At 60.9% G+C, this 22105-nt stretch carries 18 protein-coding genes; 9 read left to right on the top strand and 9 right to left on the bottom strand.

The genetic code is table 11. The features are described 5' to 3' along the window. The first annotated feature begins 80 nt into the window (after nucleotides 1-80). Nucleotides 81-1466, top strand: a complete 1386-nt coding sequence (gene murA / locus A4R35_RS04740) for a UDP-N-acetylglucosamine 1-carboxyvinyltransferase (protein ID WP_223258201.1) — start codon at nucleotides 81-83, stop codon at nucleotides 1464-1466. Nucleotides 1467-1671: 205 nt separating this feature from the next. On the opposite strand, the gene A4R35_RS04735 is transcribed toward murA, so the two are convergent. Then, nucleotides 1672-1995 carry a YtxH domain-containing protein gene (locus tag A4R35_RS04735; protein WP_112427030.1) on the bottom strand — a complete coding sequence of 108 codons (324 nt, stop codon included), beginning with the start codon at nucleotides 1993-1995 and terminating at the stop codon, nucleotides 1672-1674. Between the two features lie 131 nt (nucleotides 1996-2126). Then, a complete protein-coding gene (locus A4R35_RS04730; RefSeq protein WP_189361333.1) occupies nucleotides 2127-3248 on the bottom strand; it encodes a competence protein CoiA in 1122 nt (373 codons plus the stop codon). 324 nt (nucleotides 3249-3572) lie between these two features. Here A4R35_RS04730 and argF point away from each other — a divergent pair, with 324 nt between their 5' ends. The 5 genes from argF to A4R35_RS04705 all read left to right on the top strand — a co-directional run bounded on the left by argF (nucleotide 3573) and on the right by A4R35_RS04705 (nucleotide 8806). After that, complete coding sequence (gene argF / locus A4R35_RS04725; RefSeq protein ID WP_112427026.1) at nucleotides 3573-4589, top strand: ornithine carbamoyltransferase; 1017 nt, start codon at nucleotides 3573-3575, stop codon at nucleotides 4587-4589. Nucleotides 4590-4935: 346 nt separating this feature from the next. Then, nucleotides 4936-6432, top strand: a complete 1497-nt coding sequence (locus A4R35_RS04720; protein ID WP_112427024.1) for an aldehyde dehydrogenase family protein — start codon at nucleotides 4936-4938, stop codon at nucleotides 6430-6432. Nucleotides 6433-6617: 185 nt separating this feature from the next. Next, nucleotides 6618-6836, top strand: a complete 219-nt coding sequence (locus tag A4R35_RS04715) for a TOBE domain-containing protein (protein WP_223258200.1) — start codon at nucleotides 6618-6620, stop codon at nucleotides 6834-6836. Nucleotides 6837-7098: 262 nt separating this feature from the next. Beyond that, nucleotides 7099-8238, top strand: coding sequence for an amidohydrolase family protein (locus tag A4R35_RS04710; protein ID WP_112427022.1), 1140 nt, complete (start codon nucleotides 7099-7101; stop codon nucleotides 8236-8238). A 91-nt stretch (nucleotides 8239-8329) separates the two neighbouring features. Continuing rightward, nucleotides 8330-8806, top strand: a complete 477-nt coding sequence (locus A4R35_RS04705) for an NUDIX domain-containing protein (RefSeq protein ID WP_112427020.1) — start codon at nucleotides 8330-8332, stop codon at nucleotides 8804-8806. Nucleotides 8807-8877: 71 nt separating this feature from the next. Here the strand turns inward: A4R35_RS04705 and A4R35_RS04700 are convergent, their stop codons facing one another. Both A4R35_RS04700 and A4R35_RS04695 read right to left on the bottom strand, forming a co-directional pair. Beyond that, nucleotides 8878-10914: a beta-galactosidase gene (locus A4R35_RS04700; RefSeq protein ID WP_223258199.1), complete on the bottom strand. Its 2037-nt coding sequence runs from the start codon at nucleotides 10912-10914 to the stop codon at nucleotides 8878-8880. A gap of 6 nt (nucleotides 10915-10920) precedes the next feature. Beyond that, the gene (locus A4R35_RS04695) at nucleotides 10921-11883 is read right to left on the bottom strand and encodes a thiamine pyrophosphate-dependent dehydrogenase E1 component subunit alpha (protein ID WP_112427018.1); all 963 of its coding nucleotides are present in this window, start codon (nucleotides 11881-11883) and stop codon (nucleotides 10921-10923) included. Nucleotides 11884-12258: 375 nt separating this feature from the next. Between A4R35_RS04695 and A4R35_RS04685 the strand changes: the two genes are divergently transcribed. Then, nucleotides 12259-14355 carry an alpha-ketoacid dehydrogenase subunit alpha/beta gene (locus A4R35_RS04685; protein WP_112427014.1) on the top strand — a complete coding sequence of 699 codons (2097 nt, stop codon included), beginning with the start codon at nucleotides 12259-12261 and terminating at the stop codon, nucleotides 14353-14355. Between the two features lie 278 nt (nucleotides 14356-14633). Here A4R35_RS04685 and A4R35_RS25245 read toward each other — a convergent pair whose 3' ends face one another. From A4R35_RS25245 to A4R35_RS04660, 5 genes are all read right to left on the bottom strand, one after another. Beyond that, entirely contained in the window at nucleotides 14634-14831 is a 198-nt protein-coding gene (locus A4R35_RS25245) for a type II toxin-antitoxin system HicB family antitoxin (RefSeq protein WP_223258493.1), read from the bottom strand. 26 nt (nucleotides 14832-14857) lie between these two features. Next, on the bottom strand, nucleotides 14858-15064 hold the full coding sequence (locus A4R35_RS25240; RefSeq protein WP_112427010.1) for a type II toxin-antitoxin system HicA family toxin: 207 nt from the start codon (nucleotides 15062-15064) through the stop codon (nucleotides 14858-14860). Between the two features lie 137 nt (nucleotides 15065-15201). Beyond that, complete coding sequence (locus A4R35_RS04670) at nucleotides 15202-15735, bottom strand: hypothetical protein (RefSeq protein ID WP_146747113.1); 534 nt, start codon at nucleotides 15733-15735, stop codon at nucleotides 15202-15204. Next, complete coding sequence (locus tag A4R35_RS04665; RefSeq protein WP_112427006.1) at nucleotides 15732-16619, bottom strand: class I SAM-dependent methyltransferase; 888 nt, start codon at nucleotides 16617-16619, stop codon at nucleotides 15732-15734. Before A4R35_RS04665 ends, A4R35_RS04670 begins: the two co-directional genes overlap by 4 nt. Then, on the bottom strand, nucleotides 16616-16819 hold the full coding sequence (locus A4R35_RS04660; RefSeq protein WP_112427004.1) for a hypothetical protein: 204 nt from the start codon (nucleotides 16817-16819) through the stop codon (nucleotides 16616-16618). The genes A4R35_RS04665 and A4R35_RS04660 overlap by 4 nt, the downstream gene beginning before the upstream one ends. A 733-nt stretch (nucleotides 16820-17552) precedes the next feature. On the opposite strand from A4R35_RS04660, the gene A4R35_RS04655 reads away from it, so the two are divergent. Together A4R35_RS04655 and A4R35_RS04650 are read left to right on the top strand one after the other, a co-directional pair. Further along, entirely contained in the window at nucleotides 17553-19676 is a 2124-nt protein-coding gene (locus tag A4R35_RS04655) for a bacterial transcriptional activator domain-containing protein (RefSeq protein ID WP_112427002.1), read from the top strand. Between the two features lie 43 nt (nucleotides 19677-19719). Continuing rightward, the gene (locus tag A4R35_RS04650; protein WP_112427000.1) at nucleotides 19720-21222 is read left to right on the top strand and encodes a hypothetical protein; all 1503 of its coding nucleotides are present in this window, start codon (nucleotides 19720-19722) and stop codon (nucleotides 21220-21222) included. Nucleotides 21223-22105 lie beyond the last annotated feature (883 nt).

Genomic DNA, 22105 nt, shown 5'->3' with positions numbered 1-22105 from the left:
TGTTAAGCTGTTACAAGAACATGTGCAGGGAAGAATGATCTGAGAATGCTCAATTCTCAGCGGAAGTGTGTGCTACTACGATGATGATGTCTATGCCCAACGCTTTAGGAACACCACAGCAGACGACCTATGCCTATCGCATTGAGGGCGGTTATCCTGTCGTGGGCGAGATTACCTGTCTGGGCGCCAAGAACTTTGCGACGAAGGCGATGGTGGCGGCCCTGCTGGGAGAGACGCCAACGGTACTCACCAATGTGCCGCCTATTGGCGATGTTCAGATCACAGCGGAGATGCTGATGGGTATCGGAGCACGGGTGGAACAGCTCGATGAAACAACGCTGCTCATTGATCCGACGACAGTCAATGCGTCGACAGTGCCCCTGGCTCAGTCTGGCAGCAATCGGGCGCCGATCTTGCTGCTGGGGGCCTTGCTGCACCGATTCGAGCGGGTCTCGGTACCGGTTGTAGGTGGCTGTCAGATTGGGGCGCGCAAGGTGGATTTCCACCTCGATGCGATTCAGCGCTTCGGAGGGCTGGTCGAGGAGACGCCCGAGGGCTACGTGGCGCAGCGGGTGCAACCGTTGCGTGGGACCCATATCCATCTGCCCTATCCGAGTGTGGGGGCGACCGAGACCTGCCTTTTCTTGAGTGTACTGGCTGAGGGGCGAACGCTGATTTCGAACGCGGCGATCGAGCCGGAGATCTTTGAGCTGATTACCATGCTCCGCTCGATGGGGGCAATTATTTTCACCTCCCCGGGTCGTGATATTCGGGTGGAGGGGGTTAAGCGTCTGACGGGAACGCGCATGACAGTGCTGGGCGACCGCATCGAGGCGGCTTCCTGGGCTTCGCTGGCTTGCGCCTCCGATGGTGATGTGACGGTCCACGGCATTCGCCCGGATAGCCTCGGCAATTTTCTCTCCTATTACCAGCAGGTGGGTGGCGGCTTCGAATTTGTCGATGCGAACAGTATCCGCTTTTTCCGCCGGCGCAAGCTCAGTCCAGCGATCATTGAGACCGATGTCTATCCAGGCTTCTCGACGGACTGGCAGCAGCCTTTTGCCGTGCTGCTGACGCAGGCCGATGGCATCTCGATTATTCACGAGACCGTCTATGAGAAGCGCTTTGGCTATCTTAAGGCGCTCAATCGTCTGGGGGCGCGGACACAGCTGACGACGCATTGTTTGGGCAGCGTGCCGTGTCGCTATCGCGATATGAATTATGAGCATAGCGCCATTATTATTGGCCCAACACCCTTTACAGCGGTGGACGAGGAGATTGTGATTCCCGATCTGCGGGCCGGTCTGGCCTATGTGATCGCGGCGGCTATTGCGCGCGGCACCTCGGTGATTACCGGGATTCATTTCCTGGAGCGTGGCTACGGCAATATCGTGCCGCGGCTGGCGGCGATGAACCTGAAGATTGAGCGGATTCCTTATCATACACCGGCGGTGGCTGAGGCTTAATGAAGCTGGAGGGCCTGGTGAGGCGGAGGCTGCCGCCAGCAAGAGCCATGCACGCACCGCACAGAGCGACCTGCCTCGCGAAAGAGGCAGGCGCTGCTGGGGTGAGACGCCGGGCCGCAAGCCTGACCCGGGTCGAGCGGGCCTCAACCCAGGTGCTGGTGCGGGTGCGGCGCTGCCAGACCGGTTTGAGAACGATCAGGTTGGGCTATCCCTGGTTCGATGGCTTGAGGGAGCGTGCGGTCTCGCTGACATCCTGCGCCGACTTCTGGGCCAGACTGCCCAGTTCCTCGGCGGTGTCGCGTACGCGCGTGGCGGCCTGGCGCACGTATTCTTTGACGTTGCCGGCGGTCTGTGAGACGCGGCTAGAGGCCTGCTGCACGTATTCGTTCAGTTGCTCGTTGTCGGGGAGATAGCCGCGCAACTGCTGCAGCCGCTCGCCGAGTAGGCGACGCATCTCTTCGCCACGCATAGGGGCAATCAACAGGCCGATGCCAACGCCGACCAGGACTCCTCTGAAGAAGTTGTTCATCCTGCCCTCCTTCCTTCCTGCCAGATAGAGAAGGCATTGCCAGCCTGGGTCAGGTCATCACAGTGGATGGTCGCAACTGCCCGACTGCCGCCTTTCTTCTCTGTCAACACGCCTCAGTGTGGCAAACGGTTTCAACGGTGAGTTTGGGCGAGCGTCACCAACATTTCGATGTAGCGGACGAAGGCGGCGTAAGGTCCGACGAAAGGGATCTCCTGTGCCACTGCGCGCAAACGCGCGAGTGGAAAGCCCTGCCTGGCCAGCTGTCTCAGCCAGGAGCAGGCGCGAGCGACGCGCTGGCGATCCTCCTCCCGCACCGGCTGCTCGGGGCTTCCTCGCCCATAGTTATAGCGACGCAGCAGGTCGGGATCGCTGCGATAGGCTCGCAGCAGGGGACGGAGCACGCGCTGGATCATCTCAGCACTAACTGTATTATAGAGATAAGCTGCAAGAAGGTTTTCGTCGACGCTGTCAGCGAAGGTCATCAGGTGGCGGAGACGCAGGCGGCGCTCGTGCTCGGCGCGCTGTGGATGATTGATCTCTCCCTGCTCGTTGAGGTGTAGCTCGCTCAAGGTGGTGCTCAAGGTCATGCCATAGCCCAGGCGCCCGACCCAGCCGCCGGCGCTCAGATTGGGTGCCTGAGCAGGGCTGAAGCGCTCCTCCTGCCAGGCCTGCAGGGCCTGGGCGCTCAGGGGCCAGCGCAGCCAGGCGCGGGCGGGGGTGAGCAAGGGATCGAGGAAGACGAGTAAGCCGCTGCTCTCAAGAATGGCCTCTTGAAAAGCCTCCTGCTTGTCGCGGCGATTGCTGCCGATAATCCAGAGATCGGTGATGCCGGCCTGCTGATAGGCCTGATGGCGGCGCTGCCACTCGTCGAGTTCCAGCGGGGCGCACTGAAACTCAACGGCTAGCTGCCGACCATCGGGATGCTTCACGAAGACGTCGGCGATGCGATTCGGCTCAGGGAGCCGTTCCTCCAGGGTGACGCGAGCGGCGGGAAATTGCTGGCTTAGCCAGGCGGCCAGTATGGCCTTGCCGCGCATGTGGCGCTCCGATTCTTCTTCGGTGCTCCAGGGGCATTCTCCTTTGCGGTGAGCGAAATGGAGCTGGGTCCGTCGTGCCGGGCCGCCGCGTAGATGCAGCACGGCGCGGCAGTTGGGACAGAACAGCTGGCGCTGCTGCGACCATTCCTGCAACTGACTCAAGGCCCGCTCATCAGCTACCACGAGCTGACCGTCTGGTCCGTAAGCAACGAGCATGGTCCGCATCCTCCCCTCAGTGAAACAAGACCTGACCCTCATGCAGAGAGAGACAGACGGATGCTCTCCCTCCTTCTGATTCTATTCTGCCGCGCTGGCGCCTGGCAGGTGCAGCTCCTCCCTTTTCCTCAACCGGCCAGGCTGCTGCGGATGTGTGGGCGCTTGACGGATAGCTCTGCTTATGGCTTGCGCCGGGGGCGGGAACGTGGTAGCCTATGAGCACAGCCCCCGGTCGTGCTGGCTGGGCGGGGCGCCCTTGTGGCGGGAGACTGGGCTGAACGAAGAAGATTGTTGCTCTGTTATTTGAGGAGGATTAGCTCAACCGTGGCCTGCAATTTGAGCAAGCGGCACTTGCTAAAATTGGAGGACCTCAGCGCTGAGGAAATTCGCGCCCTGTTGGCGCTGGCCAGCCGTCTGAAGGCGGCCAAGTCTGCCGGGAAGGAAGAGCAGTACTTGCGCGGCAAGAATATTGTCCTGCTGTTCGAACAGGACTCGACGCGCACGCGCACGAGCTTTGAAGTGGCGGCCTTTGATCAGGGGGCCCATGTTACCTATATTGGCCCCAGCGGCTCGCATGTCGGGCAGAAGGAGAGCATCAAGGATACAGCGCGTGTGCTGGGGCGGCTCTACGACGGCATTGCCTACCGTGGTCAGGCTCAGGAGACGGTCGAGGAGCTGGCCCGCTACGCCGGGGTGCCGGTCTGGAATGCCATGACGGCCCACTCGCATCCGACACAAGTCCTGGCCGATCTGCTCACGATGCAGGAGCATGTGGCAAAGCCGCTGGAGGCGGTGAGCTTCTGCTTTGTGGGGAATGTGAGCTATAACATGGCCGATACGCTGCTGGTGGGCGGGGCCGTGATGGGGATGGATGTGCGCCTGGCTGGTCCGCGTCAGCTCTGGCCCAGTGAGACGCGCCTGCAGGAGGTGCAGGCCCTGGCGGCGACCAGTGGCGCCCGCCTCACGGTGACCGAGGATGTCGCCGAGGCCGTGCGTGGCTGCGACGTCATCTATACTGATGTCTGGGTGTCGATGGGTGAGGACCCGGCCCTGTGGGGGGAGCGCATCCAGCTCCTCACGCCCTATCAAGTGACGTCCCAGCTCATGGCCCTCACCCACAACCCGCAGGTCCTCTTTATGCATTGTCTGCCAGCTCTCCACAATACCGAGACGGGCCTGGGCCGCTCGATCGCGGCGCGCTATGGATTGGAGGCCCTGGAGGTCACCGATGAGGTCTTTGAATCGCCGGCCTCCATTGTCTTCGAGCAGTCTGAAAATCGGATGCATACTATCAAGGCCCTCATGGTAGCCACCCTGGCCGCTACACAGCTTGATAGCTAGCTGGCGGGCGCTCATTCTTGAGCGCTCGCTGGCTTCTCCTCCCACCTCACTCGCTCCTCTTCCAGCACGCATCTCCTCCCTGCGACCCTTGACTTTCTCCACATTTTGCTTATACTCAATTATTGAGTACTCAATCGATGAGCAAGACACTGCCGCCCACTTCGCGCTTCGTCGTCACGGCAGTCTTCACCAGCAGAGCGAGTTTCAGCGTGGTTAACGCTCATCGCATTGAGACTCTTCTTTTGTGCGATGTTTTTTGGGAGAAGGCCCTGAAGGACAGGCCGAATGCATGCAAGGCGTTACGGACGGCGCGGTCAACCAGCTGCAACGAAGAAGGAGAACGATCATGACGCTGGCCGAAAGCAATGTCGCTGTCTTACCGGAAGTCCAGACTTTTATTGCGAGTGGTCCAAAGAAACTCTTCATTGGTGGAAAATGGGAAGAGGCCGCTTCGGGGAAGACCTTTCCTGTTTACAATCCAGCTACCGGCGAAGTATTGGCGCAGGTGGCTGAAGGAGACAAAGAGGACATTGATCGGGCGGTGCAGGCGGCGCGGCGCAGCTTCGAGGGTGGTCCCTGGCGCAAGATGAAGCCTTCGGAGCGTGGGCGCCTGATCTGGAAACTGGCCGATCTCATCGAGCAGCATAGCGAGGAATTTGCCCAGCTTGAATCGCTTGACAACGGCAAGCCCTTGCGCATCGCCCGCATCGGCGATGTGGCGCTGACCGTCGACATGTTCCGGTACATGGCGGGCTGGGCGACCAAGATCGAAGGCCATACCATTCCGATCTCCACGCCGGGCGACTATTTCGCCTACACGCTGCGCGAGCCGATAGGCGTGGTTGGGCAGATTATCCCCTGGAATTTCCCTCTCTTGATGGCAGCCTGGAAGCTGGCCCCGGCTCTGGCAGCGGGCTGCACGATTGTTCTCAAGCCAGCGGAGCAGACCCCGCTCTCGGCCCTGCGCCTGGGGGAGCTGATCCAGGAGGCGGGTTTCCCCGATGGGGTCGTCAACATTGTGCCCGGGTTTGGCGAGACCGCTGGTGCCGCGCTGGCGGCCCATCCCGACGTTGACAAGATCGCCTTCACCGGCTCGACCGAGGTGGGCAAGCTCATCGTTCATGCTGCCGCGGGCAATCTCAAAAAGGTCACCCTGGAGCTGGGTGGCAAATCGCCGAACATCGTGCTCAAAGACAGCGACCTTGATCGCGCGATTAAGGGTGCTGCCCATGCCATCTTTTTCAATCACGGTCAGTGCTGCTGCGCCGGGTCGCGCCTCTATGTGGAGCAGGAGGTCTTTGATCGCGTTGTCGAGGGCGTGGCCGAAGAGGCCAAGAAGATCCGTCTAGGGCCGGGTTTTGATCCGCAGACGCAGATGGGGCCGCTCGTCTCCGAGGAGCAGCTGCAGCGTGTCTCTGGCTACATCGAAGCCGGCCTGGCTGATGGCGCTACGCCGCTCTGTGGGGCCAGACGTCACGGTGACCAGGGCTACTTTATTGAGCCAACGGTCCTGGTCAATGTGCGCCAGGATATGAAGGTGGTCCAGGAGGAGATCTTCGGTCCGGTGGTCACGGCGATGCCCATCAAGGAACTGGACGAGGTTCCACCGGTGGCGAACGATACGATCTATGGCCTGGCGGCTGGCATCTGGACACGCGATATCAGTAAGGCGCATCGTCTGGCGCAGCAACTGCGCGCCGGTACAGTTTATATCAACTGCTATAATGTCTTTGACGCTGCCTTACCCTTCGGTGGTTACAAACAATCCGGTTGGGGGCGCGAGATGGGCCATGAGGTCCTGGAGAACTATACCGAGGTGAAATCGGTCTGTATTGGACTCTGAAGCCTCGGACGCGCTGGCGCCGTATTGTGTAGTGTAAGCGCAACGGAATGACGAGCGAGCATGGCGGAACTCCTCGCAAGCAAGGAGGCGCTGCCATGCTCGCGCTCTTTGCGGGCAGCGAGCAGATGACGTGTTGCAGCGCGCTCGCTGTCCGGGTATGCCAGGCGAAAGGGGGACGAAGCGCCATGACTCTGCAGTTTAGTGCGCGCAATCGCTTGCAGGCGACGGTCAAGGCGGTCAAGCTGGGCGATGTAATGGCAGAGGTGACGGTCGCTCTGCCTGACGGTCAGGAGCTGGTTGCGGCTATCACACGCACTTCAGCCGAGAGCCTGCAACTGCAGCCAGGTGATCAGGTGGTCGCGATCATCAAGTCGACCGAGGTCATGGTTGGCAAGGAGATCTGAGCAGAAACAGGGCGCAGAGAGCCGGGGCTGAGCTGGTTGGTCGGTGATCGGTGATGGTCTATGGTCTGGTCGTGCCCTGACAAGATCAGTATCTTCCTTCCTGACGGGCCCGCTCGCCTGCTGGCGCTATTGCCAGTGCCAGGAGGGCGGCTGAGGCTGCTCGCGGGCGAGCCCTGGCCCAGCAGGGCTTGATTGTTGACCCCCGGGGCTGCTATCATGAGCGGGACGACCTCAGTTCATACGATAGCGCGCGAGGGTTACCATGCTCGATCTCAGCGATATACCGCTCGTTGATAATCACTGCCACCCGGTCGTGCTAGATCAGCGAATGGATCTGGTACGCTTCCGTAGCTATTTCACCGAAGCCACTGATCCCAGCTTCGCCCAGCGCCATGTGGCCGAGTCGGCCTACTACCTCTGGCTGGTGCGCCAGGCAACAGCCTTCTATGGCTGTCCAGCGAGCGAAGAGGCGCTGATCGCAGCTCGCAATGCTTTGGAGAGCGATGCCCTTCTGGCGCGCCTCTTCCAGGCTGCTCACTTCGCCGCCCTGATCATTGATACGGGTTTCCCTGAAGGCCCTCACATTTATTCTCCTGAGCGAATGGGCGAGCTAGGTCACTGTCGCGCCGCCAAACTCTTCCGCCTGGAGCCGCTGATGCAGCGTCTCGTCATGGCCTACAGCGACTTCGATGAGATGATGGCTCACTATGAGCAGGAGGTGAGCACCATCCGTGAACGCGGCTACTGCGGCTTCAAAAGTATCGTGGCCTATCGCACTGGCCTGAATATTCTGGAGTGGACCAAAGATGAGGCGGTGGCCTCCTTCGCTCAGGCACGAGCCGAGGGGCTGCGTCAGGGTATGCTGCGTATCAATCATAAGCCGCTGCTTGATTATTTGCTGCATGTTGCCTTTCACTATGCCTCCCAGCAAAGGCTTCCAGTGCAGTTCCATACGGGTTATGGTGATAGTGATGCAAATCTCCTGCTGGGCAACCCGTTGCATCTTCGTAATATTATGGAGCGTGATGATTATCGCGGGATGGCTATTGTCTTGCTCCATGAAAGTTATCCTTATGCTCAGCTAGGTGCCTATCTGGCGGCAATCTATCCTCATGTCTATTTCGATCTATCTTACTGCATCCCCTTTGTTGATAAACTTGAGATGCTGGCTTTCACTCGTCAGGCACTCGGCGTGGCTCCTGCCAGTAAGCTCGTCTATAGCTCAGATGGTATACACCTGCCAGAAATGCACTGGGCGGCGGCTCTGCGCGGGCGCTCTATTCTGGCGCAGGTTCTGCAAGAGATGATTGACGCGGAAGAGCTGGACTATGAACAGGCTCGACATATGGCCCGGCTCATTCTGCATGATAATGCCTGGCAGCTCTATGGCCTCGACAACTAGGCCGGGGCAGAAGACGCCAGTGGGGGCCGTCTGAAGGTCTGAGGTGCGTGTGTCTGGGCCATTATCAGCCTGGGAGGGAAGGAAAGAAAGGATGCAGAACGCAGAGACCGATGGAGAGGTGCAGGTGAGCAGCTCGGCCCGCTTTCGGGTGGGGGTCTTTGCCCTCATTTTTGATGACGAGGGGCGGGTCCTGCTCGTGCATCGCAACGACATCGACTGGTGGAATCTCCCTGGGGGAGGGATGGAGCTGGGAGAGACGGTTGAGGAGGCGATGCGGCGCGAGGTGCGTGAGGAGACCGGGCTTGAGGTGGTTGTCGAGCGGCTAGTGGGAGTCTACTCCAAGCCCCAGAAGCAAGAAGTTGTCTTGACCTTCCGCTGCCGCGTCGTTGGTGGGGTGCTCACTCCTACCGAAGAGGCGCGCGATTGCCGCTATTTCCCGCCCCAGGCTCTGCCGGCCAACACGCTGCCCAAGCATCGGCAGCGCATCGAGGACGCCCTGCTCAACCAGGCTGAGGCTGTGCTGCGGGCGCAGCGCAGCAGCACAGCCGAGGATCAGGGACTGGCGTAGCGAGCAGGGGAGTGACCTGAAGGAAGGTGAACGCTAGGCCCTGGTGAGGTAAGGTTGCTGGGTCAGCTCGACTAGCTTTCTGCCTCCAAGACCAGAACGCTGCGGGGACCCAGGTGCACCTGTCCGCTGCGCGTCTCTCCCTGGGGCAGCTGGCGGAAATGGCCGCTGGGGAGGGAGAGCGTGACCTCCTGCTGGTTATGGTTCAGCAGGAAGTAGAGACTGCGCCCATCTGAGGTCAGGCGGCGCGAGACCTCGACGCCGGAGGGAGCTTCCAGCAGTGGGGTCAGGCCCGCCTCCTGGCAGAGCTGGCTCAGAAGTCGCTGCCGGAAAGCCTCTTCAGGCTGGGTGGCCAGATAGTAGGCGCGGCCCTGACCAAGGTGATGGACTGTCAGCGCGGGGCCACCGGCATAATAATCGCTGGCAAAGTGTCCGAGGGCCTGGGCTCCTTCCAGCTCCAGCACCTCGCCCCACAGACTGCAAGCGTAGTGTCCCTGTAGCGGGCCTTCTTCGATCACCAGCGTGTTGCTCATGGTCTCGGTCCAGGGATCGAACTCGGCCACGCGCAGGCCCAGCAACCGGCGCAGCTCAGCCGGATAGCCGCCGGTCACCACGCGGTCATTGACATCAACGATGCCGCTGAAGAAAGTCGTCAGCAGGATGCCGCCCTCGGCTACGAAGGTTTCCAGCTTCTGGGCCAGGCCCGGGCGCAGCAGATAGAGCAGGGGGGCGACCAGCAGCCGGTAGCCTTGCCAGTTGCTCTCTGGCGAGACCACAGCCACAGGGATATTCGAGGCATAGAGCGGCTGATGGTAGGCCAGGAGCAGGTCCCAGTAGCGGAGGCGATCGCTGGGACCGGGCTGGTACTCCACGGCCCACCAGTTTTCCCAGTCCATGAGCAGGGCGGCTTGAGCCGCGATGCGGCTGCCGGCGACGAACGGTGCAAGCTGTTTCAGTTCGGCGCCGATCTCCTCAACCTCGCGAAAGATGCGCGCTCGCTCGCTGCCATCGTGGGAGACGATAGCGCTGTGGAACTTCTCGGCGCCGGCGCGCGACTGGCGCCACTGGAAATAGAGGACACCGTCAGCCCCACGCGCCACGGCTTGCAGGCTCTGCAGGCGCAGCTCGCCCGGGCGGCGCTGGGGATTCTGCGGACGCCAGTTGACCGGGCCGGGGGCCTGCTCCATGACCAGGTGCGGCTGACCGTTCTTGAGAGAGCGCATCAAGTCATGGGTGAAAGCCACCTCGCTGGGCGGCGTAGTTGGCGCCGGGTAGTTATCGAAGGCGATCACGTCCAGGTGCGGTGCCCAGGCGAAATAGTCCAGAGGCTTGAACCCTGCCATGAGGTTGGTCGTCACCGGTACCTGGGGCGTGATCTCGCGTAGAATGCGCGCCTCGTTCAAGAAGCACTCCAGTAGCGAGGAGGACATAAAGCGCTGGTAATCCAGACAGTGAGCGGGGGAGGGCTGAGCCGGCGTCAGGCGCGGGGGAAGGATCTCCTCCCAGTGGCTATAGCACTGGCCCCAGAAGGGGGCGCCCCAGGCCTCATTGAGGGCCTCCAGCGAGCCGTAGCGCTGCTGGAGCCAGGAGCGGAAGGCTACGGCGCAGTTATCACAGTAGCAGGCCGGGACGTGGCAGCCATATTCATTGTTGACGTGCCAGAGGCGCAGCGCAGGATGCTTGCGGTAGCGCAGGGCCAGCTGACGGACCAGCTCGGCGGCCTCGCGACGGTAGTTCTTGCTATTGGGACAGAAATGCTGGCGTGAGCCGTGGGAGAAGCGCAGGCCCTCGCGTGTCACCGGCAGGATGTCGGGATATTGCCGGCTCATCCAGGGAGGAGGGGCGGCGGTGGCCGTGCCCAGGTCGGCGGCGATCCCATGTTCGGCCAGCAGATCCATCACGCGATCAAGCTGCGAGAAATCGTACTGGTCAAGGGCCGGCTCGAGCAAGGCCCAGGAGAAAATATTGATCGAGACCATATTGAGGCCCGCCAGCTTCATCAAACGCATATCTTCAGGCCAGAGCGAGGCGGGCCACTGCTCCGGGTTATAGTCGGCCCCGTAGAGCAAGGTTTCAAAGAGCGCGCTAGAGCGGCTAGTCTGGCGTGACAAAGGGTATCATCCTCCTTCGCGTGCGCGGTGCTGGGGTGCGGGATTGGCAGGCTGGATCTCAGCAGGCTCGCTCAGGTGGCTGTCACGCAGAGCATCCTCCAGAGCTTGCTCGATCTCGGCGCGCAGGCGGCTCGCAAGCTGGGTGTACCAAGCCTCGTCCCAGGCCCCCCTGCTCTCGAGCAACCTTCGACAATGGGAGAGCGGGTCACACTCCGCCTCATCTTGCTCGGGGGAGCCACGCGTCACCAGCATCTCCAGCAGGATCGGCCCCTGACCGGCGCGAGCCAGCTGCAGTGCCTCGCTGGTGAAAGCGTAGACCTCGCGGATATCGCTGCCGTCGACGCAACGATAGGTGAGACCGGAGGGGAGGCGGGCGGGCGAGAGGCGAAAAACCTGGGCATCGAGCGAGCAATCCTGCTCGCAGATGAAGAGGACAGGCAGGCGTTGCTGAGCGGCGAAGGTCAGCCCTTCCAGAAAATCTGGCTCGGCGGTGGCTCCATCGCCGCAGTAGGCGATCGCCACGGCAGAGCTTTTGCGCAGCTTGCAGGCGAAAGCAATGCCAGCGGCGTGCAGAATCTGGGTTGCCACCGGGACGGGGCCGCTAATCATATTGTGCTTATGATAGCCCCAGTGCTGGATCGGGCGATGGAGGCGTTGGTCGGCATTGGCCAGACTACCTGGCCAGCCCTGCAGGTAGGTGCGGAAGATCTCGTAGGGAGTCATTCCAAGCGTCAGCACGACTCCCAGATCGCGATAGTACGGCAAGGTAAAATCGAAGCTCGGACGGATACAGGCGGCGCTGCCGACCTGGGCCGCTTCGTGACCGCGGCAGCTGGCCACGAAGCCGATGCGCCCACTCTGGTGGAGTTGCCAGCAGTAGCCGTCAACCAGGCGCGTGAGCAGCATGCGCTGATAGAGGTCGCGTAACTGCGTCGTGGATAGTGAAGGCTGAGTAGTCGCTAGCTCCACGTCGACACCACCAGATGCGTTTTCATACGATTCACGCCTTGATCTTCTCTTGCAGGGTCGTAGAAGGAAGCCGGTGCATCGCCAGATGCATTGCCCATTATACGCCCTCGTAACGAGGGCTAGCAATAGCGCGGCCAGGGAAGGGGAGAGAGAAAGAGGGCTGGGGCGGCTTGCTGAGAGCGATCAGCTGATCAGCAGTCGGACAGAGAGGGGACTGGTCTGCTGCCTCTTTTGCCTGCATAGCCCGATTTTCTGGAGAAGCTTGTGGCTCCAGTGGTTGCTTTTCGCGGGAGGTGATTCTATAATGCCAGTGAAAAAACCCTGGACAATGGAGCCGGGTCGAGATGTCAGCGTAGACGATTGGAGGCAGTAGCAATGACTCTGGAAGTGCAGGCAGCGGAATCCACAACGGGTGCGCGGCCTGATGATCCCGTCGCGCTTTACCGCACCATGCTGATGGCGCGCAGCATCAACGAGCTGCTAAAAGTGCGCAAGACGCAAGGGAAGTTTCCCTTCTATATCGGGTGCGGCGGGCATGAGAGTATGGCCGCAGTAGTGGCTGCCGTTGATCCGCAAGACTGGCTCTCCCTCTACTATCGTGACCTGGCGGCATGGCTGCAGCGGACGGGCGACATCTATGGTCCGTTGCGGGAAGCCTACTCGCGCACGACAGGGCCGATGTGTGCTGGTCGCAACATGCCCTCGCACTACAGCAGCCGACGCCATCGCATTCTGCCGACCTTTAGCGAGGTGGCGGCTCTGGCCCCCTTTGCTGGCGGAGTGGCCTTCTCGCTCAAGCGGCGCGAGAGCAGGGAGATTGTGGTCTTCACGACCGGCGATGGCGGCGTGGCGACCAACGATTTCAATGTCTTGTTCCGCCAGGTTTCTGTGCATCGCCTGCCGGTCCTGATGATTATCGAAGATAATGGGTGGGCCATCACGACCGAGTCTTCGATTCAGTGGGCCGGCTCGCTGGTTGAGTGGGCACGAGCCGCCGGGGTCTATGCCGAAGAGGTAGACGGCACGAATGCGATCCCGGTCTTTGAGGCAACCGCTCGCCTGGCTGAGTATGTGCGCTCAGGGCAGGGCCCAGCCTTGATGCATCTCAAGCTCGGCCTGCTCGATCCTCACTCCAGCAGCACGGACATCTATTCTTACCGCAAGAAGGAGGAGGTCGAGTTTACCAAGGCGACCAAAGATCCGGTGGCTAACTATGGCCGCTGGCTGGTGGAGCACGGCTATCTGCAGCAAGAGGATCTTGAGCGCCTGCGCCGTGAAGTACGGGCAGAGCTGCAGCAGGCCGAGGAGCAAGTGTTGCAGGAGCCGGAACCGACGCCCGAGCGAGTTCTGCAACATGTGATCTATGTTCCGCAGTGGCAGGAAAATACGCCGCGTGGTGCAAAGCGCCCGACAACGATGTTGGGTGCGATTAATGAGGCCCTGGCCGAGCTGGCGCAGCGCGATCCCGGGTTCTTCGTCTATGGGCAGGATGTGGGCAGTCCGAAAGGGGGCGTCTTCGGCGCCACTGCCTCGCTGGTGACGCATTTCCCTGGGAGAGCCATCAGTAGCCCCCTCAATGAGCAGTTGATCGTCGGGATCGCTGCCGGTGCAGCGATGGCCGATGGACGTGCGCGCTGTGCCGAGATCCAGTTTGTGGACTACCATCAGTCGGCGACGCAGACGATTCGTCTGGCGGCGCGTATCTCCTACCAGAACTTTGGCGATTGGCGGGTGCCGTTGCTGATCCGCACGAAGTCGGGGAGTGGGGGAGGCGGTCCCATTTCGAGTAGCGCCGCCGGTGGTGGGGCCTTTGGCCACTCGAATGCGGGCGAGCAGTGGTTTACGAATGTACCAGGGATGATCACGCTCTGCCCAGCGACGCCGTTCGATGCCAAGGGGCTGCTGCTAGAGGCGGCGCGCTCGCAGTCTCCGATAGTTTTTCTGGAGCGCGGACGCCTCTATCGCTCGGAACCGCCCAAGGATCGCCACGGGCGCCCGATTGAGGTCATCGCCCAGTATTGGCAGGTGCCCGAGGGCTATTATACGCTGCCGATCGGCAAGGCCCGCCGGTTGCGCCTGGGCGAGGGAGCGCTGCGGGTGGCGATTGTGAGTTGGGGAACGATGGTGCTGGAGGCCTGTATTGCTGCTTCCAGTGTGATCGAGCGGTATGGTGGGGCGATCGAGATTGTGGATTTGCGGACGCTGATGCCGTTCGATGAGGAGGCGCTGCGGGCGGCGGTGCGGGAGGCGAATCGGGTGGTGGTGGTGACGGAGGAGCCGGATCTGACGAGCTTCGCGCGCCATGTGCATTCATGGATTGTAGAGCATTGTTTCTATGATCTGGATGCGACGCCGCGCCTGATCTCGGCGCTGCCAGCGCCGGCGGCCCCCTATAACGAGCCGGAGGAAACGGCTTACTATCCTTCGGCCAGCACGATTGAGCGCTGCCTGGAGGAGTTGCTGGTCGAGTAGGGGGCACAGGGCCTGCTTTGGTGAGGAAGGAACAGCGAGCGGGGAGCTATCTGCTCACAGGTATTACTGGATGAAATGGCCTGTGGCGGGTAGCTCCCTTGTTCTTTTGGGGTGGCTCTGTCCATGCTCTTCCTGCGCGAGATCTCGCTGGTGTAAAAGTAGATGGGCTGGGCTGGACGCGCCAAGATGAGAGACGATGGCTTCTACAGACAGCAGCGCCGCTCGCCCCGTGCCGTTCAGCGGTTGGGAAGGCCGGGGGCCTCCCCGAGGTCAGAGGGCTAGGCTGGGGGAGAGATCAGAGTCCTGGGAGGGGGCAGAGGTTCCCGCATGGCCAGTGCTGCGCTGATCCAGCTCTCGATGGCTTCCTGTCCCCGTCTTATGGCTTCCTCATAGGTGCTTCCGTGTGTCTGGCAACCGGGCAGCTCTGGCACAGTCACCACGTACGCCTGGTCCTCTGCGCTCCATTGGATATACATGGAGTAATGCTTAGGGTTGATCGTACTCATGAGAGATCTTTCAGCTTTCTGAGTGCAGCTTGAACTGCTTTCAGCTGATAGGGTTTGGCGTCGTCTCCGTCGTTGCCAGCGAGTGTCAGGTGAAAGCCTGGGAGCTGTGGATGTTGCCAAACCGTATGGCTGCCCTTTCCTGGACGAGCTGAAAAGCCGGCCTGAATGAGGCTGGCTTTCAGCTGTCTAATCTTCGGGGGCATGATACAGCCTTTTCTTTTTGAGTATACCCCCTTGGCGGCAATCCATCAACCCGCCCGGCATTGGTGTCTGAGGGTCTTACTCTACCCTGACTATACAGGGAGTGCCCAGCTCCAGCCCCGCTTGTCGCTTTGCTGGCTCAATTGAGATGCTCGCGGCGAGGATGGTCGCGCAGGGTGCGGGCCAGGTAGCGGATCAGGCGCTGACCGAGGAGCAACTGCAATGTGGCCAGTTCGGGGCTGTGCTGGCGTACCTGACTGAGCAGGCGGTTACTCAGGCTCAGCAGCCGGCGCAGGCGCGGGATCTCGCTCGTGTAGAAATAGATAGGCTGTTCCGGGTCGCGAGAGATGGTTTCCTGACAGCGGGTCTGGAGCAGCTCCATGCCTTGTTGCAGTTCGACCAGGAGCGTGAGCAGGAGCCGGTCGCTCTTGCTCAGGCGTGAGCTGACAGACTTGGGAAAGCCTGGGTCGCGGTCCTCTTGCCAGCGCTGCCAGAGTTGCTGAGCGCGCGGCGAGAGCAATGTGATGGTAAGGAGCTGGAGGTCTTCGATGGTGCGTCCAGCCAGGACCCACTCTAGCGGCCCGGGAATGAGCACAGGAGGAAGGTCAGTCACCTGGGCGCTTGTGGAGCGATGGCGGCGCCTGGCTGGCTGTCGGCGACGGCGGCGGCTCATGGCTTGCACCCCCAGACGGTCAGGAGGCCGCAGCAGGTGCGGTGGTGCTCCCACTCGGAGGGCAGGGCGGCGAGGGTCTCCTCGACCAGGCTCAAGGGGACCTGATTCACGGCGGCCAGGATGGGTGCGACGCTCTGCAGGGAGGCGAGCAGGTCGCGGCGGAAAAGGGGGGCGCCGTGAGCTTTGCCGAAGAGGGGAGTTTCGTAGGTGCGGACGGTGGGATGGAGACCGAGGGAGCGCAGCCAGTCGGGGATCTGAAGCGGGGCGGTCAGATGGAGACCGCGACGGGCGGCCAGCGTTTCAAACCAGGTGCGGACGCGGGATTGGCGTGGCCCCTCGTGGAAGACCTGGCCGGTGGCTTCGATAAATTCGAGCCAGCCGCCCGGGGCGGTGACGCGCAGGAGGTCGCTGAGGACGCCCGGCCAGGCGGTGAGGGGAATGGCGGCTACGAGCAGACGCTGATGGATGTAGTCGAAGGAGGCGTCGGGGAAGGGGAGGCCACTGAGCAGGTCGGCCTGGACGGGCTGACAGTTTGGCGGCAAGGGGGTGCGCAGGAGAGAGAGGTCTTTGTCGAGAGCGATAAGGCGAGCGTGAGGCCAGCGGCGGGCGGCCTCGCGCAGCCAGATAGCTGTACCGGTGCCGACGTCGAGGATGGCGCGCGGGTCGCGGACGGGAGCCAGGAAGTGGCTGCCGAGGAACTGGCGCAGGGCGAAGTGTTGCAGGTCGAGGCGGTCCTGTTCCTGGCGTGTGCGCGGCAGCACGTAGGTATCGCCGGGACCAGGCGGGGTCAAGGCGCCGGGGGCCGTTCCGGGCTGCGCGTTGGGACCAGGGGCGGTGACGGTGGGAAGGGCGTTCAACAGGTAATTGAGCCAGTGACGGATCATGCACGGGCCTCCTGTGGCTCTGATGTTGGGGCTGGGGAGAGCAGGCGGCGTAGCTGCTGGGACCAGCCTGGAGAGGAAAGCTGAGGCGAGAGGATCACGGCTGGTTGATTCAGGTCGATAGTATTCTGCCGACAACAGCGCGGGCAGGAAGGCAAGGACTGCTCGCGCGCGCCGGTCAAAGGCTGTGGTGACGTGGCCATTGGTCGCATGTCTCCTTTCCGGGTGAGTTTCTGCTCATGGCAGGCCAAAGACTATCGCGATTCAAGCTCCTGGGACAGCATAGTCAGGCGCGGAAAGGAGGCCTCTCAGAACCTGTTCGAACTTTTTCCATGCGGTTCAGAGGATCATATGACGCAGCCTGTTTCAGGGAGCTTGCTCTCATTGGAGTGTTGAGAAGCGGAACCTGATGAGCCTGTGGATGGGTGGAGAAGGCTGAGACTGGACATTGCTGATGCAGAGCGAGGCAGGTGTAGCTCAGCGTCATCGGAATCTGAATGATGAGAAAAGAGGAGATTGCTGTTAGCTCGGTGGAGGCTATTGATGCCCTCTGACAGCAGTCGCCTCCAATCCTCACGCGATCTGGCAGTGGTCCCGGCCCTCCCTGTGTTCCTGGAACGCGACCTGATCCTTGCTGGGGTGATATGGCCAACAAGGCTGATCACGAGCGCTTGCTCATAATGCACTCCTGGCCTCAGTTCAGCCCATCGCCTCATCTGCTTCTCTCTGCTCCACCTTCTCCTCTCCATATACTGCTTGCCTGCCTGTCCACCTGCTCCTTTCTCTTGTTTCCTTCCACCCTTGACATTCCCCTCGCTCCCACTTTATCCTATGGACATACTTCTCTTCGTCTATCCTGTTACGCTTACTTACACGGGAGCGCCCTCCTTCCGGCTCTCCCGTCCGCTTTGCACTCAGTAGTAGAGGAGGTTGACGATGGTCCCAACTCACCCACAATCACCCTCTCCCCCTTCTTGGACCCCTGCCCCTTCCTGCCGCCTTCGCGTCTTCCTCTTCGGCCCCCTCCAGGTCTGGCTCCGTGACCCTTCTCACTCCTGGCGCCTTCTCGATAAGCACGCCTGGGGCAAAGGGCGCTCCGCCCGCTCCGTCTTCAAACGCCTATTGCTCGCACCCTCTCGCCGCCTCTCCCGCTGCTCCCTGCAAGACGACCTGTGGTCCTCTCCCGACGATGCTCTCTCTCTCGACAAAACTCTCTATAACGCCATCAATCTGCTGCGTCGTGCCATCGGTAAGGACCTGGTCCTCACCATCGAGTCCGCTTATGCCCTGGCCGACCAGTCCCTCATCTGGACCGACTATGATGCCTCTCAAGCGCTGTTGGCTTCCGCCGAGCAGCTGGGCCGGACCACCGATGCGGCTCTCCCCCTGCTGGAGCAGGCCCTCAGCTATCTGAGCCGCGGTGAATTGCTGGAAGACGAGGGCGGCCTGTGGGTGCATGGGGCGCGGCTCCACGGGGAAGCCATGCGGCGGCAGTGCCGCCGCTGGCTGGCCCAGATCTACGCCCGGCAAGGCCGTTTGTGGCTGGCCAGTGAGCAGTACCGTGCTCTTCTAGAGGCCGATCTTTTCGATGAGGAGAGCCTGCGTGACTGGGTCGGTCTGCTGCTGTTGCAGGGCCAGGAGCGGGAAGCTCTTCGCTGCTATGAGACCTGGGCGGAGCGTCTCCGCCTGCAGGGGGGTTCCGTTCCTTCCTGGGATCAGCTCAACCTGGTCAAGTCCTCCTCCGATATGGTATCCTTGACGCAGACAGCCGAAGTAGCGGAGGATGCGCGGCCCGGCCTGGTCACTCCAGCCGTGCCCACATGCTCGATTGGCGGCCTCTGGCCCCCGGCCTCTTCCGATCCAGTCTTGCCATTCTTGCCGTTGTCCGTTGGTAGCCCGCTCTGGTTCGTGTGGCAGCAGCGGCGCATCGAAGGTCTGCTTGCCTCCTTCCTGGAGCGCAGCGACGGCAGACTGGAGCTGCCGGCCTGGGCCGAGCTGCGCCGCCGTCTGCAGGAGGAGCTTGCCACTGTGCCACCACAAGATCACGACCGTGATTACGCCATCTCGCGCCGACAGATGTTAGGCGCACTGGCAGCTTTGCCACTGACCACGCTGGCGAGGACGAGCAATGGTCTCCCACCCGTGGAGGAGATGCTGCCTCTGTGCGCTGCTGCAAATGCTGCCTGCTGGCAGCTACTCAACAGCCAAGGCATTGACATTGTCCGAGAGATCCTTCCCCGCTATCTGCCCTTATTAGAGCACCTGGCCCAGCCTGGTAAATCGCTGTACTCCCTGGCTGCTCGCCTGGCTGCTGAAGCCAACCGCATTGCGGGCATCGCTGCCGCTCACCATCAGGGAGACCGTCGGGCCAAACAGATCTTCTCGCGAAAAGCAGTGCATCTGGCGGCTCGCAGCGGGCATGCACCAGCGCAAGTAGCGGCTTTGCGCGACTTGAGTCTGGCTTTCTATTATGATAGGCTTCAGGTGCCTTCAATGCTGGCTCATTTGGAGCCAGCCACACCACTACTGGCTGCTTGCCCTTCCGTGATGCAAAGCAGCGTGCTTTGTCTGCAGGCAACAGCCTGGGCCTATCTGGGGCGCGAAGAAACTGCGTTGCGTCTTCTCGGAGAGGCACACGAGCGGTTTGAGCCGGAAGGCGAGAGTGAAGCTCTCCCCGACTTCCGTTTTCACGAAGATAACCTTATACTGTGGACAGGCCGGGTCTATCTCCACCTGGCCATGCGCTTTCCTGAGAAGGGCTATGCGCGACAAGCCTGGCAAACGTATAGCCGGCTGGCAACCATACCAGCGATGGCAACGACTCCTAGCCGTCTGCAGGTGGAGATTCTCCTGGATGAGACCAAGACAGCGCTCATACAGCAAGAGCAAGAGACTTTCGCCTATCTGCTCATGGAATGTATGCACAGAGCGACCGAGTTAGGGAGCCAGTGTTTACAGGAGGATGCAGCAGCACTCTATCGCCAGGTGTGTGCAGAAGATCACCCCTGGCACAATGAGCGCGCCCTGAAAGAGCTGACTGATCTGTTCATTAGCCGATAGTCGACGGTACCGGCTCGACTTGTAATCGGCGGGAGGGGATGGCATGGCTCATCGCCGAAGTAGCGGAGGATGCGCGGCCCGCCCTGTAGAGGCCGATCTTTTCGATGAGGAGAGCCTGCGTGACTGGGTTGGCCTGCTGCTGTTGCAGGGCCAGGAGCGGGAAGCTCTTCGCTGCTATGAGACCTGGGCGGAGCGTCTCCGCCTGCAGGGGGGTTCCGTTCCTTCCTGGGATCAGCTCAACCTGGTCAAGTCCTCCTCCGATATGGTATCCTTGATCAAGGCAAAGAACACCAGCCAGGGAGGACAGCAGCAGAATCTCACCCTGAACACTGTGTCAGGAGAGAGCGAGCGGCTCGCTCATCAACAAGATGAGGTGATCACCTGGGTTCACACTTCCCTCATGCGCCTGATAGCTTTCATCTTATATTGGCGTTCCTTCGCAGGGCAAGGGGAACTCTATGAATTTGAGACGCTCTTGCACAGGGAGCTGATCACTATGGAGAATCCGGGCGCGCAGCCATCTGCAGATCCAGCAGCGTTTGGGCGTCGTCAGGTCTTGCTGGGCTTGGTCAGCCTGCCACTGATTATGCTTGACCTGCACCAGCAGACAGTTCTCCGCTCCATGCGCTTCCAGCACCCCCCCGAAGAGCTGTTACTAGCGTGTGCTGCCAGCGTGACAGCATGCTGGCACCTACTCCAACAACGCGACCTCGATACGGTGGAGCAAACACTGAGGAGCTTCCTGCCTCAGCTAAGGGGCTGGGCTGGTGACGCTTCGCCTCTTCAGCGCCAGGCCGCCTCGCTCGCCACGCAAGGGACGTTGCAGCTGAGCCTCGTAGCCCATCATCGTCTCCAATTGCAACGCCGTTGGCAACTCTGTCAGGAAGCAGTGATCCTCAGTCGCCTGACAGGAGACCCAGCCTTAGAGGTCAAGGCGCTGACATTTCAAGCCAGCGCGAGCTTTCACCTGGAACGGTGGAACGAGATGGAGAGTGCTTATGAAGCAGCCAATCAGGTCAAAGGGGCTGTTCCCTCACTCTTGCAAGTGAAGACGCTCTTAGGGCTGGCCCGAGCCGCGGCTTTGCGAGGACAAGAGGCTGAAGCACTTCAGCGATTGCGTCACGCTCAAGCCCTGTTTCCTGAAGCTCAAGAACAAGATTTTCTCCCTGCCTTCCTTGCTCTTGATGAAAGTCATTGGCTTCTGGTTGTCTTTGATGCCTCGATTCGTCTCACACTAGCCCGCTACCTGGAGCATCAAGCGCACTATCAACAGGTTGAAGCGCTCCTTGCTCCTCTCACAACTTCTCAGCAAACCGACGAGATTCCTGATCGTTTGCAACTGGTTCTTTGGCACCAGCGTGCACAAGCAGCACTCGGTGAGGGTGACCTTGAGCGTTTCTGTGCAACTGTCCAGGAAACGGCGGCCAGGCTCCAACGACTTCCAAGTCAAAAGCGCAAGCAAGAGCTGATCAATACCTGGCGACGGGCACGGCAACAGTGGCCATCTGAGCGACGGCTGCTGGAGTTGGCTGATCTCCTGCTCTAGTCGGGGCAGCTCTCCCAAGGGAGATCAGCCCCAGACCATTCCGAGGCTTTCTTTTGTAAAGAAGTAGAGGAGAGCGCTAACCGAGCTGAGCAAGCGCTCTCCCTGGCTCGATTAGCCCATTCGCAGCAGTGCATCGCCGATGTACGGCGCCTCTACCGGCTAGTATATCAACTCGCTCCACGCAATCTGTATGTGCTACGCCTGGGTGCGGATCTGGCGGAATTTTGCTGAGCCGAGGGCCAAGGCAATAGCGCGGGGAGAGCACCCCGCGCTGTTTTTCATGTGCTTCAGTCAGATGCCTGTGTGATGAAAAGCCTCGGCAAAGCGATATTTGTGCTCCACACCAGCGATTGATAGGCGGAAGTATACCACACATATCAGAAGAGGGCGTCACGGGCTTGAACCGGCGGAGGAAGGTAGAGGTCGAGGCGAGGGCACCTCCGCCGTCAAAGTCACAGGCCGAGCCGAAACTCCTGGCAATGAGGGCCGTATGAGCGGTCGATTCGAAACTCTCCGGGGCCAGTGACCAAATGCGGTCAGATTCTGACCGCATTACCGTGAAAGCGCGCATGTTTTACTTTTTGTGTGATGATAAGCAGACATATGCACTCTCGAAACTCGCCCCTTGCGGATTGCAAAAAACGAGTTTCGAGAAATGTCGTAAGACGATGTATTTTGAGAGGGGGAGGGGGAGAAAAACGAGGCTCTCAGATGCCAAAAACGGGGCCTCGATCGTTAGAAGATAGTAGAGAACCATCCCGGACCCCTTTCCGCCGCCTGCGGTTGCAGAGGGGACGATCCGCACGAGGATACTGAAAGGGGTGTAGCCAGGCAGCCCCGGGGCCGCCATGTGGGTTGCAGAGGGGACGATCCGCACGAGGAT

This window comes from Thermogemmatispora tikiterensis, from assembly GCF_003268475.1.
GTDB classification, from domain to species: Bacteria; Chloroflexota; Ktedonobacteria; order Ktedonobacterales; family Ktedonobacteraceae; genus Thermogemmatispora; species Thermogemmatispora tikiterensis.
This window is presented reverse-complemented; position numbering and strand designations above follow the sequence as displayed.

Excerpts from the sequence above, each read along its gene's own strand:
- murA (WP_223258201.1), top strand. The coding sequence starts at position 81 with ATGATGATGTCTATGCCCAACGCTTTAGGAACACCACAGCAGACGACC.
- A4R35_RS04735 (WP_112427030.1), bottom strand. The coding sequence starts at position 1,995 with ATGAACAACTTCTTCAGAGGAGTCCTGGTCGGCGTTGGCATCGGCCTG.
- A4R35_RS04730 (WP_189361333.1), bottom strand. The coding sequence starts at position 3,248 with ATGCTCGTTGCTTACGGACCAGACGGTCAGCTCGTGGTAGCTGATGAG.
- A4R35_RS04720 (WP_112427024.1), top strand. The coding sequence starts at position 4,936 with ATGACGCTGGCCGAAAGCAATGTCGCTGTCTTACCGGAAGTCCAGACT.
- A4R35_RS04715 (WP_223258200.1), top strand. The coding sequence starts at position 6,618 with ATGACTCTGCAGTTTAGTGCGCGCAATCGCTTGCAGGCGACGGTCAAG.
- A4R35_RS04710 (WP_112427022.1), top strand. The coding sequence starts at position 7,099 with ATGCTCGATCTCAGCGATATACCGCTCGTTGATAATCACTGCCACCCG.
- A4R35_RS04705 (WP_112427020.1), top strand. The coding sequence starts at position 8,330 with ATGCAGAACGCAGAGACCGATGGAGAGGTGCAGGTGAGCAGCTCGGCC.
- A4R35_RS04685 (WP_112427014.1), top strand. The coding sequence starts at position 12,259 with ATGACTCTGGAAGTGCAGGCAGCGGAATCCACAACGGGTGCGCGGCCT.
- A4R35_RS25245 (WP_223258493.1), bottom strand. The coding sequence starts at position 14,831 with ATGTATATCCAATGGAGCGCAGAGGACCAGGCGTACGTGGTGACTGTG.
- A4R35_RS25240 (WP_112427010.1), bottom strand. The coding sequence starts at position 15,064 with ATGCCCCCGAAGATTAGACAGCTGAAAGCCAGCCTCATTCAGGCCGGC.
- A4R35_RS04670 (WP_146747113.1), bottom strand. The coding sequence starts at position 15,735 with ATGAGCCGCCGCCGTCGCCGACAGCCAGCCAGGCGCCGCCATCGCTCC.
- A4R35_RS04665 (WP_112427006.1), bottom strand. The coding sequence starts at position 16,619 with ATGATCCGTCACTGGCTCAATTACCTGTTGAACGCCCTTCCCACCGTC.
- A4R35_RS04660 (WP_112427004.1), bottom strand. The coding sequence starts at position 16,819 with ATGGCCACGTCACCACAGCCTTTGACCGGCGCGCGCGAGCAGTCCTTG.
- A4R35_RS04655 (WP_112427002.1), top strand. The coding sequence starts at position 17,553 with ATGGTCCCAACTCACCCACAATCACCCTCTCCCCCTTCTTGGACCCCT.
- A4R35_RS04650 (WP_112427000.1), top strand. The coding sequence starts at position 19,720 with ATGGCTCATCGCCGAAGTAGCGGAGGATGCGCGGCCCGCCCTGTAGAG.